The 14,626-nt window shown below is 71.3% G+C and carries 14 protein-coding genes; 11 read left to right on the top strand and 3 right to left on the bottom strand.

Features of this window, described 5'->3' with window-relative positions; translation table 11 throughout:
- The first annotated feature begins 8 nt into the window (after positions 1-8).
- The 10 genes from ACWGUG_RS05175 to ACWGUG_RS05130 all read left to right on the top strand — a co-directional run bounded on the left by ACWGUG_RS05175 (position 9) and on the right by ACWGUG_RS05130 (position 10,717).
- Positions 9-797, top strand: coding sequence for a DNA-formamidopyrimidine glycosylase family protein (locus ACWGUG_RS05175; protein WP_378880129.1), 789 nt, complete (start codon positions 9-11; stop codon positions 795-797).
- Positions 798-1,082: 285 nt separating this feature from the next.
- Positions 1,083-2,285, top strand: a complete 1,203-nt coding sequence (locus tag ACWGUG_RS05170) for an ABC transporter ATP-binding protein (protein ID WP_452324199.1) — start codon at positions 1,083-1,085, stop codon at positions 2,283-2,285.
- An 87-nt stretch (positions 2,286-2,372) separates the two neighbouring features.
- Positions 2,373-3,557 carry an extracellular solute-binding protein gene (locus ACWGUG_RS05165; RefSeq protein ID WP_336393606.1) on the top strand — a complete coding sequence of 395 codons (1,185 nt, stop codon included), beginning with the start codon at positions 2,373-2,375 and terminating at the stop codon, positions 3,555-3,557.
- Complete coding sequence (locus tag ACWGUG_RS05160) at positions 3,550-4,494, top strand: ABC transporter permease (RefSeq protein WP_452324028.1); 945 nt, start codon at positions 3,550-3,552, stop codon at positions 4,492-4,494. Before ACWGUG_RS05165 ends, ACWGUG_RS05160 begins: the two co-directional genes overlap by 8 nt.
- Positions 4,491-5,420, top strand: coding sequence for an ABC transporter permease (locus ACWGUG_RS05155; RefSeq protein WP_452324027.1), 930 nt, complete (start codon positions 4,491-4,493; stop codon positions 5,418-5,420). Before ACWGUG_RS05160 ends, ACWGUG_RS05155 begins: the two co-directional genes overlap by 4 nt.
- Positions 5,421-5,440: 20 nt before the next feature.
- Positions 5,441-7,096 carry an amidohydrolase gene (locus tag ACWGUG_RS05150; protein WP_452324026.1) on the top strand — a complete coding sequence of 552 codons (1,656 nt, stop codon included), beginning with the start codon at positions 5,441-5,443 and terminating at the stop codon, positions 7,094-7,096.
- 45 nt (positions 7,097-7,141) lie between these two features.
- Positions 7,142-7,699 carry an isochorismatase family protein gene (locus ACWGUG_RS05145; RefSeq protein ID WP_378880119.1) on the top strand — a complete coding sequence of 186 codons (558 nt, stop codon included), beginning with the start codon at positions 7,142-7,144 and terminating at the stop codon, positions 7,697-7,699.
- A 158-nt stretch (positions 7,700-7,857) separates the two neighbouring features.
- Entirely contained in the window at positions 7,858-9,288 is a 1,431-nt protein-coding gene (locus tag ACWGUG_RS05140) for an NAD(P)/FAD-dependent oxidoreductase (protein WP_452324025.1), read from the top strand.
- Positions 9,285-9,635, top strand: coding sequence for a cupin domain-containing protein (locus tag ACWGUG_RS05135; RefSeq protein ID WP_336393612.1), 351 nt, complete (start codon positions 9,285-9,287; stop codon positions 9,633-9,635). The genes ACWGUG_RS05140 and ACWGUG_RS05135 overlap by 4 nt, the downstream gene beginning before the upstream one ends.
- A 41-nt stretch (positions 9,636-9,676) precedes the next feature.
- Entirely contained in the window at positions 9,677-10,717 is a 1,041-nt protein-coding gene (locus ACWGUG_RS05130) for a zinc-dependent alcohol dehydrogenase family protein (RefSeq protein ID WP_452324024.1), read from the top strand.
- Positions 10,718-10,852: 135 nt separating this feature from the next.
- Here the strand turns inward: ACWGUG_RS05130 and ACWGUG_RS05125 are convergent, their stop codons facing one another.
- The 3 genes from ACWGUG_RS05125 to ACWGUG_RS05115 all read right to left on the bottom strand — a co-directional run bounded on the left by ACWGUG_RS05125 (position 10,853) and on the right by ACWGUG_RS05115 (position 13,926).
- Entirely contained in the window at positions 10,853-11,668 is an 816-nt protein-coding gene (locus tag ACWGUG_RS05125; RefSeq protein WP_452324198.1) for an HNH endonuclease signature motif containing protein, read from the bottom strand.
- Positions 11,668-12,174 carry a hypothetical protein gene (locus ACWGUG_RS05120; RefSeq protein WP_452324023.1) on the bottom strand — a complete coding sequence of 169 codons (507 nt, stop codon included), beginning with the start codon at positions 12,172-12,174 and terminating at the stop codon, positions 11,668-11,670. Before ACWGUG_RS05120 ends, ACWGUG_RS05125 begins: the two co-directional genes overlap by 1 nt.
- Positions 12,175-12,264: 90 nt before the next feature.
- Entirely contained in the window at positions 12,265-13,926 is a 1,662-nt protein-coding gene (locus ACWGUG_RS05115) for a PucR family transcriptional regulator (protein ID WP_452324022.1), read from the bottom strand.
- Between the two features lie 258 nt (positions 13,927-14,184).
- Here ACWGUG_RS05115 and ACWGUG_RS05110 point away from each other — a divergent pair, with 258 nt between their 5' ends.
- The gene (locus ACWGUG_RS05110; protein ID WP_336393616.1) at positions 14,185-14,592 is read left to right on the top strand and encodes a transferase; all 408 of its coding nucleotides are present in this window, start codon (positions 14,185-14,187) and stop codon (positions 14,590-14,592) included.
- Positions 14,593-14,626 lie beyond the last annotated feature (34 nt).

The following is a 14,626-nucleotide window of genomic DNA, read 5'->3' as shown; positions in this document are numbered from 1 at the left end:
GAGGTGCCGTGCCTGAGGGCGACACCGTGTTCCGTGCGGCGCGCCGGCTGAACGCGGCGCTCGCGGGCGCGACCGTGACGCGCTTCGAGCTTCGCGTGCCGCAGGCGGCGACGGCGGACCTGCGCGGCGAGGTCGTGCACGACGTCGTCGCGCGCGGCAAGCACCTGCTGCACCGCATCGGAACGTGGACCCTCCACACGCATCTCAAGATGGAGGGCGAATGGCACGTCTACCGGCGCGGCGAGCGCTGGCACGCCGCGGGGTTCCGGGCCCGGGCCGTCATCGGCGCGACCGCGCCCGACGGGGCGGAGTGGGAGACGGTAGGGTTCGACCTCGCCGACATCACGCTCGTTCCGACCGCCGAGGAGGACGCGCTCGTCGGCTACCTCGGGCCCGACCCCCTCTCGGACGCATGGGACCCCGCAGAGGCGGCGAGACGGCTCGCGGCCGACACACGCCCCATCCACGTCGCCATCCAGGACCAGCGCAATGTGGCCGGCTTCGGGAACGAGTACGCCAACGAGATCCTCTTCGTGCGCGGCATCCTGCCCACCACCCCCGCGAACCAGACCGACACCGCCGCCGCGGTGGACCTCGGGGCACGCATGATCCGCGCGAACCGCGACCGCTCGGGGCGCACCTTCACCGGCGACGCGCGACCCGGCCGCTCCACGTGGGTGTACCGTCGCGAAGGCCGCCCGTGCCGGCGCTGCGGGACGCTGATCCGCGGCGGCAGCCTCGGCGCCGACCCGACCCGCGAGCGCATCGTGTTCTGGTGCCCGACCTGTCAGCGCTGACCGCACGGCCACGCTTTCATCACGATGCGCGACGGACGAACTGTCGCCCGACGGCCACCGACGCGGACGCACTCGACGTCGAGCCGTTGAAACGCCGCGGTCGCCTGCCCGTTACACAACTCCGGACGATCTGTCAGGCGCGGACCATGGGACGCCTCGGATCGTCTGGTTCGCTCTCGGGCGCATTGCAGGGGGGCACCGCGCGATATTGAATACGTGACACACCCGATAGGGGTCGCGCAACGTCGCGCGACCCGATGATCAGAAGGACCTCACGAGGTGACGATGTCCACAGGCACGGCGACCGCGGCGAATCCGGCGGAGCAGGTTCCCACCGACAGCGAGGCCGCCCGCGGCGCCGTCGTCCTCTCGGGAGTGACGAAGTACTACGGCGACCAGATCGCCGTCGACGACCTCTCGCTCACGGTGCAGCCGGGCGAGTTCATCTCGCTGCTGGGCCCGTCGGGCTGCGGCAAGACGACGACCCTGCGCATGATCGCAGGATTCGAGCAGCCGGATGCCGGCGACATCCGCATCTCCGGACGCCCCGTGCGCGGCGTCCCGCCGTACCGTCGCGACGTCAACACGGTGTTCCAGGCCTACGCGCTGTTCCCGCACCTGTCGGTCGCCGAGAACGTCGCCTACGGACTCCAGCAGCGGCGCACGCCGAAGTCCGAGGTGCGCGAGCGGGTCACGCAGGCCCTCGACCTGGTGCAGATGCGGCGCTTCGGCGACCGCAAGCCGGCGCAGCTCTCCGGCGGCCAGCAGCAGCGCATCGCCCTGGCGCGCGCCCTCGTGAACCGGCCCGCGGTGCTGCTCCTCGACGAGCCCCTCGGCGCGCTGGACCGGCAGCTGCGCGAGGAGATGCAGCTCGAGCTCAAGCTCCTGCAGTCGCGGCTGGGCATCACCTTCATCTTCGTGACGCACGACCAGGGCGAGGCGCTCTCGATGAGCGACCGCATCGCCATCATGCGGTCGGGTCGCATCGAGCAGCTGGCCGACGCCGACACGGTGTACGCCCGTCCCGCGTCCGCCTATGTCGCCGCGTTCGTGGGGCAGCAGAACTTCTTCCGGGGTCCCACCGCCGAGGCCGGCGCCGCGATCTCCTCCCCGCACGCGCTCGTGCGGGCGGCCTCCCCCGTGCTCACGACGACCAATCTGGGTGAGGCGGCCGTCCGCCCCGAATACATCCGCATCGAGCGGGATGCCCCGGCCGGCGCAGGCGAGGGAGCGGCCGGCGTGACCGAGGCGAACACCGCGCGGGGCGAGCTGATCGGCGTCTCGCACCTCGGCGACACCATGCAGTACCTCGTGCGACTCGGCCCTGACCAGAGCCTGATCGTGCGCCGCCCCACGCCCGACGCGCCCCCGCTCACGGTCGGCGACGCCGTGGTCTGCACGTGGGCCGCCCACCATGTGCTGCTCTTCCCGGCCGCCGACGAGGGCGCCGCCGAGCAAGGTGGCTACATCGCGCCGCCGACAGCCTGACCCGAATCCGTCCGAACCCCGTGCTCGACGAGCGGGCCGCCCCGCGGCATCCGCCCTTCCGGCATCCGACCCGAACCAGGAGTACTCGTGACCCAGCCCCGGAACCCGCTGCGCATCCTCGCTCCCGAAGGATCCGCGCCCTCGATCGTCCGCGAGCTGTCGCGCCGGCGCTTCCTGAGCCTGGCCGCCCTCGCCGGCGGCGCCACCGTGCTCGCCGCCTGCTCGCCCGGCGGCGGCGGCTCCCCCGCCCCGCAGGCGACCGGCGGCGACCTCGAGGACAGCCTTTCCATCTACACGTGGGGCGACTACGACTCGCCCGACGTCATCGCCGCCTTCACGGACCAGCTGGGACCCAAGGTCACGCTCGACTCCTACTCCTCGAACGAGGAGCTCATCGCCAAGCTCGTCGCCGCCAAGGGGACCTCCGGCTACGACATCGTCGTGCCCACCGGCGTCTTCATCCCGCAGATGATCGAGAACGAGCTGCTGACCAAGTTCAACAAGGACCTGCTGCCCAACATGTCGAACATGGACCCCGCGTTCCTCGGTCGTGCATGGGACCCGGAGAACGACTACTCGGTCTGCAAGGCGTGGGGCACCACCGGATTCGTGTACGACAAGACGGTCATCACCCGCGAGCTCAGCACCTGGGGGGACTTCTTCGACGCCGCGCAGAACGAGGCGAGCGGCAAGACCGCGATGTCGGACGACCCCGCCGGCATCATCGGCGCCTACTTCTGGGCCAACGACATGGACTGGAACACCGACGACCCCGAGGAGCTCGAGGCCTGCCGCCAGTTCCTCGTCGAGCAGATCGCGCCGCACATCTCGGCGTTCGACTCCTACCCGGGCACCAACGCGATCCCCCAGGGCACGCAGGTCCTCATGCAGGCGTGGAACGGCGACGCCCGTCTCGGCCTGCTCGAGTCCAGCGAGCCCGAGCGCTGGCAGTGGGTGCTCCCCGGCCCGCAGACGGAGCTGTGGATGGACAACTGGGCCATCGCCGCCGGCGCCCCGCACCCCGAGGCCGCCCACGCGTTCATCGACTTCTCCATGACACCCGAGAACCTCGCGCTGAACCTGGACTACATCGGCTACAACGTCGGCGGCAAGGACATGGAGGCCGCGGCCACGGAGGGCGGCCTGGAGCTGGCCGACATGATCTTCTTCACCCCCGAGCAGCTCGAGACGATGCACGAGCAGGAGCTCAACGACTCGCAGACGACGCGGGTCGAGATCTACAACGAGATGAAGGCCGCAGCAGGTGCGTGAGAACCGCTCCGCAGGGGCCGCGCTCGCCGTTCCGGCGTGGGCGTGGCTCCTGCTCTTCTTCGTCGCGCCGGTCGCGATGGTGGTGTGGTTCAGCTTCGGGTACAAGCCGGGCGTCTTCGGCACCCACGCCAACGACATCCTGTCGTTCGACCGGTACGTCGAGGCGGTGTCGCCGACCTTCTTCGCGACGTTCGCGAACACGCTGTGGGTCGGCGTCATCGGCACCGTGCTCTGCTTCCTCATCGGAGCGCCGGTGGCGTACTGGATGGCGTTCAAGGTCAAGCCGCAGCGCCGCGGCATCCTCATCGCGCTCGTGCTCGTGCCGTTCTGGACGAACTTCCTCGTGCGCACGATCGGGTGGCAGGTGATCCTCGCGCCGGAAGGCTGGCTCTCGTCGCTGCTGCAGGGCATCGGCGTGCTCGACGGCCCGCTGGAGCTGCTCTACACCCGCACGGCCGTCGTCATCGGCGTCGTCTACAACTACCTGCCGCTGATGATCCTGCCGCTGTTCGTCGCGTTCGACCGCGTCGGCCCGGCGCTGCGCGAGGCCTCCAAGGACCTCGGCGCCGGCAAGGTGACCACCTTCTTCCGTGTGACGCTGCCGCTCTCGCAGCCCGGCATCGTCGCCGGCGTGCTGCTGGTGTTCATCCCCCTGATGGGCGACTACATCACCGCGACCGTGCTCGGCGGCGCCAAGGGCAACATGGTCGGGCAGCTCGTCGCGAGCCAGTTCCAGACCGCACAGAACTGGGCGCTCGGCTCGGCGATGGCCGTGCTGCTGATGCTCGTGATCATGCTGACCATCGGCGTCGCCGCCGTGCTCATCGGGCTCATCGCGCTGCCCTTCCGCAGCCGCGACCGGCTGGTGCTGAGTCCCGTGTCCGAGACGGCGACGACGGATGCCGCGCCCGCGGCGACCGTGGAGGTGACGACATGACTCCCCCCGAGACGATGACCGCGACCGAGACGATCCTGCAGGCGCAGCAGCGCGACACCCGCACGGCGGCGGCGCCGCGGCGCCGCGCACGCCGATCGTGGTCGGACATCGCCTTCACCGTGTGGGGCGTCCTGGTGATGCTCTTCCTGTTCCTGCCGATCATCGTGATCGTCGTCTACTCCTTCAACACCGGCCGCCTGCTCGTGTCGTGGGACGGCTTCGGGTTCGACGCCTTCGGCACGATCCTGGCCAAGCCCGCGATCCAGAGCGCGGTGCGGGTCTCGCTCATCACCGCCTTCATCGCCGCCGTCATCGCGACGGTGCTCGGCACCCTCGCCGGCATCGCCATGGCCCGCCACCCCGGCAAGTGGGTGTGGTGGTTCCTGGGCCTGCTCCTGCTGGTATCGGTGACCCCCGAGATCGTCGACGCCGTGGCGCTGCTGCCCTGGCTGGTGTTCCTCGGCCAGGACCTCGGCCTCTCGATGTTCAACGACGGCATCGTGCGCCTCTCGGTGGGCTCGTCGCTGTTCGCCACGGCCGTGGTCTCGTACATCGTGCGGGCGCGCCTGGTGGGCCAGGACTCCCACCTCGAGGAGGCATCCGCCGATCTGTACGCGAAGCCGTTCACGACGTTCCGCAGGGTGACGCTGGCGCTGGCCATGCCGGCGGTGCTCGCCGGCTTCCTGCTGGCCTTCACGCTGAGTCTGGACAACACGATCGTCGCCGCCTTCGTGCAGGTCTCGGGCACCACCCCGTGGCCGGTGTACGTGCTGAGCGCGGTGAGGTCGGGCCTGCGCCCCGAGATCGCCGCCGTCTCCACGATCATGCTGCTGCTGACGCTCGTGGCCCTCGCGCTCGTCGCGCTGGTTCTCAGGCGGGCGGGCGACTCGGCCACGCAGATCGCCCGCACCATGACGGGCGGCTGACCTTCAGAAGGAGACCTTCCGTGACCCACGCCGACCTCGTCTTCACCGGCGGCCCCGTTTTCACCGCGAACACCGTGCGCTCCCGCGCGAGCGCGGTCGCGGTGAGGGCCGGCCGCATCGTGGCGGTCGGCGGCGACGACGTGCGCGAGCTCGTCGGGCCGTCGACGGAGCTCGTGGACCTGCGGGGGCGGATGCTGATCCCCGGGTTCCAGGACGCGCACGTCCACCCCGTGTGGGGCGGCCTCGACATGCTGCGCTGCGATCTGTCGGAGCTCGGCACCGCCGCCGAGTACCTGGAGGCCATCGCCGGCTACGTCGCCGACCATGCGTCCGACGAGTGGATCCTCGGGGGCGGCTGGCAGATGTCGGCCTTCCCCGGCGGCACCCCCACGGCCGCCGCCCTCGATGCGGTGACCGGCGAGCGCCCCGCGTTCTTCCCCAACCGCGACGGGCACGGCGCGTGGGTGAACTCGGCCGCGCTGCGCCTGGCCGGCATCGACCGCGAGACCCCCGACCCGGCCGACGGCCGCATCGAGCGGGACGCGGACGGCACGCCGTCCGGAACGCTGCACGAGGGGGCCATGGCCCTGGTCAACCGCCTGCTGCCCGAGGAGCCCCTCGAGCGGCTCACCGACGCCCTCCTCCTCGGCCAGCGGTACCTGCACTCGTTCGGCATCACCGCATGGCAGGACGCCATCGTCGGGTCGTACGGCGACGCCGGCGACCCGGGCCCCGCCTACCTCCGGGCCGCCGCAGACGGCACCCTGACCGCGCGGGTCGTCGGCGCCATCTGGTGGGACCGCACGCAGGGCCTCGAGCAGATCCCGTCGATCCTCGAGCGCCGCGACCGCTACCGCGCCGGCCGGTTCGCCGCGACCTCGGTCAAGGTGATGCAGGACGGCGTCGCAGAGAACTTCACCGCGGCGATGCTCGAGCCCTACTGCGACGGCCATGGTCACTTCACCGACGACTCCGGCATCTCGTTCGTCGACCCGGCCGTGCTCGCCGAGGCGGTGCCGATCCTCGACGCCGAGGGCTTCCAGGTGCACTTCCACGCGATCGGCGACCGCGCGGTGCGCGAGTGCCTCGACGCGGTCGAGCGCGCGATCGCGCTCAACGGCCGGAGCGACAACCGTCATCACATCGCCCACATCCAGGTGGTGCACCCCGAGGACGTCCCCCGCTTCCGCGAGCTGGGCGTGGCCGCCAATATGCAGTCGCTGTGGGCGACGTACGAGCCGCAGATGGTCGAGCTGACCCTGCCGTTCCTGGGCGAGCCGCGAAGCGCGTGGCAGTACCCGTTCGGCGATCTGCTGCGAGCGGGAGCGGTGCTCGCCGCCGGCAGCGACTGGTCGGTCTCGACACCCGACCCCATGGCGGCCATCCACACCGCGGTGAACCGCACGGCCGCCCCCGGCCATGAGGAGGGCGAGTACGACGCGTTCCTCCCCGAGCAGGCGATCGACCTGGCGACGTCGCTGACCGCCTACACCGCCGGCTCGGCGTGGGTGAACCACCTCGACGACGTCACGGGCACCATCGAGGTCGGCAAGCTCGCCGACCTCGTCGTGCTCGACCGCGATCCGTTCGCCGGGCCCGCGGAGGAGATCGGCGCGACGCATGCGCTGCAGACCTTCGTCGAGGGCGAGCGCGTCTTCGCCGCTCCCGACGCCTGATCCCCGGTCGCCGGTTCGGCGGTCGCCGACTTCTATGCTGTTGCGGTGACCCGACTCCTGCTCCTCATCGACATCCAGCGCGACTACTTCCCCAGTGGCCGGCACCCTCTCGTGGGCGCGGATGCTGCCGCCGACGCCGCCGCCCGGCTCCTCGCCGTCTTCCGCACCACGGGTGAGCGGGTGGTGCACGTGCAGCACGTGTCGGACGACGCGGATGCCTCCTTCTTCGCACCGGGCACACCGGGCGTGGAGTTCGACCGGCGGGTGGCGCCGGACGGCGAGGAGCACGTGGTCGTCAAGCACGAGCCGAACGCCTTCCTCCGCACCGGCCTGGAGGCGCTGCTGCGCGCGGCTGCCGCGGACGAGGTCGTGGTGGCCGGGATGATGTCGAGCATGTGCGTGGATGCCACCGTGCGCGCGGCATCCGATCTGGGCTTCTCCGTCGCGGTGGCGGAGGACGCGTGCGCGGCGCCCGACCTCGCATACGACGGTCGCACCGTGCCGGGCGAGCAGGTGCACGTGGCGTTCATGGCCGCGCTGGACGGGACGTACGCCCGCGTCCGCACGGTGGACGCGCTCGTCGGCGAGCTCGCCGCTCGCTGACCTCGCGGGTCCGGGACGACCGGGCGCCCCGCACCGATCAGCGGGCGGTCCGACACAACCTGTCCGACCGCGGCGGCAACTCCCGACACCGCCCGCCGCCTCGCGTGACGGCGAGCGGCCAGGATGGGAGCACCTCTCATGCATCGGAGTTGATCCCCGTGGGCACCACCGTCTTCGAACGACAGCGGCCGGCGGCATCCGTCGTCCAGCACTCCCTCGCCCAGGCGAAGCACGCGGTGTTCTGGCGCGACGACCTCCCGCAGAGCCTCACTCCCGACCGACCGTCGCTGGCCGGGACGACGGGGGCCGACCTCGTGGTGGTCGGCGGCGGATACACCGGCCTGTGGACGGCGCTGCTGGCCACCGAGCGCGAACCCGATGCGAGAGTGGTCGTCCTCGAGGCGCAGCGGGTGGGGTGGGCCGCCTCGGGGCGCAACGGCGGGTTCTGCGAGGCGAGCCTCACGCACGGCCACGAGAACGGCATGTCCCGCTGGCCCGGCGAGATGCCGACGCTGGAGCGCCTGGGGCGGGAGAACCTCGACGCCATCGAGGCGTCCGAGTCGCGCTACGGGATGGACTTCCAGTTCGAGCGCACGGGCCAGCTCGCACCGGCCGTCGAGCCGCACCAGGTCGAGTGGCTCGAGGAGTGGGCCGCCGAGGGCGAGGAGGGCGTGGTCTACCTCGACCGCGACGAGGCGCAGGCCGCCGTCCACTCCCCCACGTACCTCGCAGCGGTGTGGGAGCGGAACACCTGCGGCATGGTCCACCCCGCCCGGATGGCCGCGGAGCTCGCGCGCGTGTGCGAGGAGCGCGGCGTCGAGATCTTCGAGCGGACGCGCGTCACCGGGCTGGACACGAGCGGACCCGGCGTCGTCGCGGTGACGGAGGACGGCCGGGTGGAGGCATCCCGCGCGGCACTCGGCACGAACGTCTTCCCCTCGCTCATCAAGCGCAACCGCCTGATGACCGTGCCCGTCTACGACTATGTGCTGATGACGGAGCCGCTCACCGACGCGCAGCTCGCCTCGGTCGGCTGGCAGGACCGCCAGGGGATCGGCGACCTGGCCAATCAGTTCCACTACTACCGGCTCAGCAAGGACAACCGCATCCTGTTCGGCGGCTACGACGCGATCTACCGCTACGGCCGCCGGGTCGACCCCGCCTACGAGCACCGGCCCGAGACCTGGCAGAAGCTCGCGAGCCACTTCTTCACGACCTTCCCGCAGCTCGAGGGCCTGCGCTTCACCCATCAGTGGGCCGGCGCGATCGACACGTCGACGCAGTTCACGGCGTTCTTCGGCACCGCGCGCGACCGCCGCGTCGCCTACGCCGCGGGCTTCACCGGACTCGGCGTCGGCTCCACCCGGTTCGCCGGAGAGGTGATGCTCGACCTGCTCGACGGGGTGTCGAACGAGCGCACCGAGCTCGAGATGGTGCGCAAGCGCCCGCTCCCGTTTCCGCCGGAGCCCGCCGCGTCGATCGGCATCAACGCCACCCGCTGGTCCCTCGACCGCGCCGACCACAACGGGGGCAGGCGCAACCTGCTGCTGAAGACGCTGGACGCGCTGGGACTGGGGTTCGACTCGTGACGTCGCCGTTCGACGGCCTCGAGCCCGGGACGGTGACGGATGCCGTCGCCCTGACGCTCCCCCTCGAACCGCTGCCTGCCGAGCTGGTCGTGGCGGGCGCGCCGGCCGCCGGCCTCGTCGAGCTGACCGACACGATCGGGGTGTGGGAGCACACGCCGGGCACGTCCACGGATGTCGAGGCGGACGAGGTGTTCGTCGTGCTGGCGGGCGCCGCCACGGTGTCGTTCGACGACCCGGCTCTCGAGCCGATCGAGCTGCGGCCTGGATCGGTCGTGCGGCTCACCGCGGGGATGCGCACGGTGTGGACGGTGCGCGAGACGCTGCGGAAGGTGTACCTCGCGGGCTGATCCCGTCGGTCGTGGCGCGAACCGGATGAGAGGATGTCGCGGTGCGAGCTGTCGTGTACGACGCCATCGGTGTGATGCCCGAGGTCCGGGACATCCCGGTTCCGAGCGCGCCGGACGGCGGGGTCGTGGTGCGCGTCTACGCGACCGGCCTCTGCCGCAGCGACTGGCACGCCTGGGCGGGGCACGACGAGGTCGCCCTGCCGCACGTGCCCGGGCATGAGCTCGCCGGAGTGGTCGCCGAGGTCGGCGCAGGCGTCGAGAAGTGGGCGGTCGGCGACCGCGTGACCGTGCCGTTCGTGTGCGGGTGCGGGCGCTGCGAGTGGTGTCTGAACGGCGAGGCACAGGTGTGCCCGGATCAGCAGCAGCCCGGTTTCACACACCGGGGTTCGTTCGCCGAGTACGTCGCCCTGCACGCGGCCGACATGAACCTCGTCGCGATCCCCGAGTCCGTCAGCTTCGAGGCGGCCGCGAGCCTCGGCTGCCGCTTCGCCACGGCATACCGCGGACTCGTCGGTCGTGCGCGTCTCGCGCGCGGCGAGTGGGTCGCGGTCGTCGGGGCCGGCGGCGTCGGACTGAGCGCGGTGATGATCGCGAAGGCGCTCGGGGCGCGCGTGGTCGCGGTCGACCGGAACCCGGCTGCGCTCGACGTGGCTCGGTCGCTCGGCGCCGATCGTGTGCTCGTAGCCGATGGCCGGGACGTCCCCGCCGCCGTCCACGAGCTCACGGGAGGCGGCGTGCATGTGTCGGTCGACGCGGTCGGCAGCGAGCAGACCTGTGCCGACGGCATCCACAGCCTCCGCCGCCGCGGCCGGCACGTGCAGATCGGGCTGTTGCCTCCGGTCGAAGGGCATCCGCGCGTGCCGATGGCGCGCGTGATCGCGTGGGAGCTCGACGTCCTCGGCAGCCACGGCATGGCCGCCGCCGACTACCCCGGCATGCTCGCGCTGATCGAGAGCGGTGCCCTCGACCCCGAGCGCCTCATCGAGCGCGTCATCGACCTCGACGAGGCGGCCCGGATGCTGCCCGGCTTCGACCACGCCACGCCCGCCGGCATGACGATGATCGACCCGCACCGCGTGTGAGGCACGCCGCACGCTCGGGTGGGGTGCGCGGCAAGCTCGGGTGAGGTGCGCCGCAAGGCCGGCGTGATCGCCCACCGGTGGAACGGGCGTGCGCACGCAGGTCTCCAGCACGTGAGGGTCGATGCCGAACCCGGCTCAGGCGCTGCGCCGGAAGATCGGTTCCTGCGCAGGCGAGGCGGGAGGGGTACGCCAACCTGTTCGACCGGGCGGTGGATCCCAGAGCCACCGCAACGGAGACTTGGAGCGCAGCCGGATCGGCTTGTCATCGACGTTCGGCGGCGGATGAAGCATGAAGGCGCTGCCGCCATCGCCGCTGATCCGCCACCCGCGGTTGTGGAGGTGAAGATGGTGGAATCGACAGAGCAGGACGCCGACACTGCAATCCGTACGGCCACCGTCCGACCACCGTTCGCAATGATGCGCCTCGCAGTATGCGGGTGGGCGATCGCAGCCTGGCCAGAGACATCCACCATCTCTGATCCCCAGCGCCAGTCGTTGCTTCGCCGTGAAGAGGCGACTCTCACGGCCGGCATCAAGCGGATTGCCTGACGTGTCGATCGTGACCTCGACAGTGCCCGTCGCACAGATCGCGCGCTCCAGAGCCGACCCCGGAAGCGTGACGGTGCCGTCGTCGGAGTGCGCCGTCGTCACGAGGCGGCCGAACACATCTCGCCGCACGAGCTCGCCGGTTACGGCATCCGTCATCGTGACCAGCCGCACACCCGCCTCTTTCGTGCCGTACACGTCGACGGCGTCGGCGAGCGCGCCCGCGCGAAGGACGTCCACGAGCAGGTCATAGGCGAGCTGCTCGTTGGTGCGTGGATCGCGCACGAGGTCTTCCGCCGCCGCTCTCTCATCCTCGGCGACGAACCGTGGGCCGCCACGTCGAGGGGCGAGTCCCGCATCGAGCAGGCCGCGAACCCAGGCACCCATCTCGTCGTCGAAGGTGATTATCGCCCGCGGCAGCCCGTCTGCGCCGGTGGTCCATCGAGGCCCACGCTGGCTGAATCGCGCGGCGAACCTCTCTCATGCCAGAGGGGCGAAATCACGGGCGTTTCCTTGCCCCCGGTCGCATCCGTGTCCAGCGCAGAGTCGACGCCATCGTCACTCCCGAGGCCGTCGAGTAGCGCTTCGCCGACCTTCACCGCCCGCGTCGCCTCGCTGCGCGTCGCACCGGTCAGGTTGCGCAGGAGTTCGACGGCATTGCGGTGCCCGGTCTGCTGCGTGAAGCCGGTGTGGCCGCGGTCGCGAGCAGAGCGCGCCGAGGCAACCCCTGCGAGCACTGCCTGCAATGCGGCGATCTGCTTCGCGAGTCCGCTCGTCTCGGCGAGCAGCTCGCGCACAGATCCATCGCTCAGCCGCGACGCAGACGCGGGAAGCTCGCCCGCCTCGACATCCAATTCCCCGAACACGCGAAGCCGGTCGACAGCTTCGCACATATGTTCGATGAATGTCATGACTTCAGTATGGCGACCACGTCCGACATCGCGCACGGCACTCCGTGGGGTCTGCAGATGGCGCCGTGGTGGCGCTCAGCAACGGAGAACTCACCGCCCCGCCGACCTGCGCACAAGCAGAGCGAGGTGCAGCGCCGTCTGGGTCTCGCCGTCGTCGAGGTCGACGCCCAGCAGCTCCTCGATGAGCGCGATCCGCTGGTAGAACACCGATCGGGAGAGATGGGATGCCGCCGCCGCCGCCGTGCGGTTGCCGGGGTGGGCGAGCATGGCCTCGAGCACGTCGAGCAGGTCGCCGGAACGGGAGAGATCGTGCGCGATGAGCGGCGCCAGCATGCGCTCCCCGTGCTCGAGCACGCGATGGTCGTCGCGCAGCGCCGTCACGAGCTGGACGAGCGGGCGGTTCTCCGCGCGACGCAGCTGCGGCCCGCGACCTGGGCGGCGCCGACGGCCCCCGGCGAGGTCGACGGCCTCATGCACCGACGCGAGCGCCGCGTCGATGCCCTCGGACGCGCGCCCGACCGACACCGTCACGCGCTCGGCGTCCGCGGGTTCGACAAGCGACCGCGCGAAGGCGAGGACGGCGTCGTCGTCGAACACTGCGTCCACCGGCAGGGACAGGAGGACGGTCGCGGCGGGCGCGACGACCCCCGACGGAGCCGAGCCGGCGAGGGCTCGGCCGCGCAGGGCGCGAGCCGCGGCATCCGCCCGCTCCGCCGCGACGGGGGCCCCCGAGATAACGAGGCCGTACAGCTTCGCCCCGCGCAGCGGCAGGCCGGCGGCCTCGAGTCGCGCCGCGGCCCCTCCGACTCCCGCGAACCGACCGGCGAGGAGACCGTCCACGAGGCGGCGGCGCCCGATACGGGCCCATTCGTCCGCGTCGCCGTCGGCGAGCCGACCGACCGCGAGGGCGATCGCGCCCTGCTCGAGCACGGCAGTGCGCCCGGCGGGATGCTCGGGCCCGGGCAGCGCGATGAGATTCCCCCAGCGGATGCCGCGGGCCTCGACCGGCACGATGAGCCAGTCGTCGGGGCCGGCAGGCACGCCACGCTCGCGACGCTGCTCCGAGCGCCGGTGGGCGGACCTCGAGCGCAGCTCCCATTCGGTGAAGAGCTCCTCCTCCATCGCGAGGGGGACCTCGGCGGCCACGACCTCGTACCCGAGGTTCTCCAGGACGATGGGAGCGCCGAGCGTCTGCGCCAGCTGGTGGACGATGAAGTCCGCGGGGGAGCCTCGCAGCACGAGCGCCGTGAACCGCTCGCGCACCTCGTCGCGGGCGCGGAGCGCATCCGTCTGCCCCGTGATGATGCGGGCATGCACGGCCTCGGTGATCGTGATGAACTTCAGCTCGCGGTGGAGGATGATCAGCGGCAGCCCCCGCTCCCGCGCCGCCTCGACCACCGCCGGCGGCACGTCGCGGTAGTGGGTGCCGAGCTCGAGGATCAGGCCGGAGAGCCCGGCGTCGTCCAGCTCGCCGATGAATCGCCGCAGATCGGCCGCGTCCTCGGGCCACGACGCACCGGTGGAGAGCAGCAGCTCGCCGCCGTCGAGGAGCCGTGCCACACCGGCGTTGTCGGACACGTGGAGCCACCGCACGCGGCGCTCGAGCGCCTGGTCGCCCACGAGCACCTCCGGCACCCCCTGGACGACGGCGTCGAGCGCGATGACCTCGCGGATCGTCGGAAGGGTCTCGAGCGCCGATCCCGCGACCAGACGGTCCGTATGGATGGAGCGATCCTCGCGACGGTCGGGCACCGTTGCACCACACTTCTGCTCGAGGGATGGGTGATTCCACAGCCTAGAGCAGAACCGGTCGATCTGTCCGGGAAGACCCCGCGGCAGCATCCCGGTGCGCGCTCGACCCCTCGCGGACGCGGGCGCAATCCGCTTCATAGCCCCGTTCCGAATATTTGGCAACCCCGTGCATCCAAAGCATCCGATGCGCGGGAATGAATCATCAAGGGTTGAGGTTATTCCTGTACTCAGCGCCTTCCGGTGCTGCAGGAGGGGACAGTGGGCAAGAACTACGTCGACATCGAGAACGACCAGGGCGAGACGCTCCGCTATCGGAAGCACGCCAATGGCCGTGGCCTTATCGCGCATGGAGCGAAGGTGCACCCGAGCGCCATCGTCGAAGCGGGGGCATATGTCGAACCGGGGGTGCAGATCGCCGCGGGCGCGCACGTCGGCCGCGGCGTGTGGGTGGAATCGGATGCGGTGATCGGCCCCGACGCGGAGATCGCACCGCACGCTCACATCGGTCCCCGAGCGGCCATCGGACCGCGCGCCAAGATCGGCGTCCGCACGCACGTCGGGCACGACGCCCGCGTGGCCGGCGGTTCGCTCATCGGCGACGACGAGACGATCGGCGACGGCGAGCGCGTGGCCACCGACAAGCGGGGGCTCCGCCTCGCCGCGTGACGGGTCATCGCGTCGCCGCCACCGCCTAGGCTCG

It is taken from the genome of Microbacterium sp. NPDC055455 (genome assembly GCF_053619935.1).
The sequence above is the reverse complement of the archived record's forward strand: the minus strand, read 5'-3'. Positions and strand labels throughout refer to the sequence as shown.

Coding starts and splice junctions, on each gene's coding strand:
- ACWGUG_RS05170 (WP_452324199.1), top strand. CDS start 1,083: ATGTCCACAGGCACGGCGACCGCGGCGAATCCGGCGGAGCAGGTTCCC.
- ACWGUG_RS05155 (WP_452324027.1), top strand. CDS start 4,491: ATGACTCCCCCCGAGACGATGACCGCGACCGAGACGATCCTGCAGGCG.
- ACWGUG_RS05120 (WP_452324023.1), bottom strand. CDS start 12,174: ATGACATTCATCGAACATATGTGCGAAGCTGTCGACCGGCTTCGCGTG.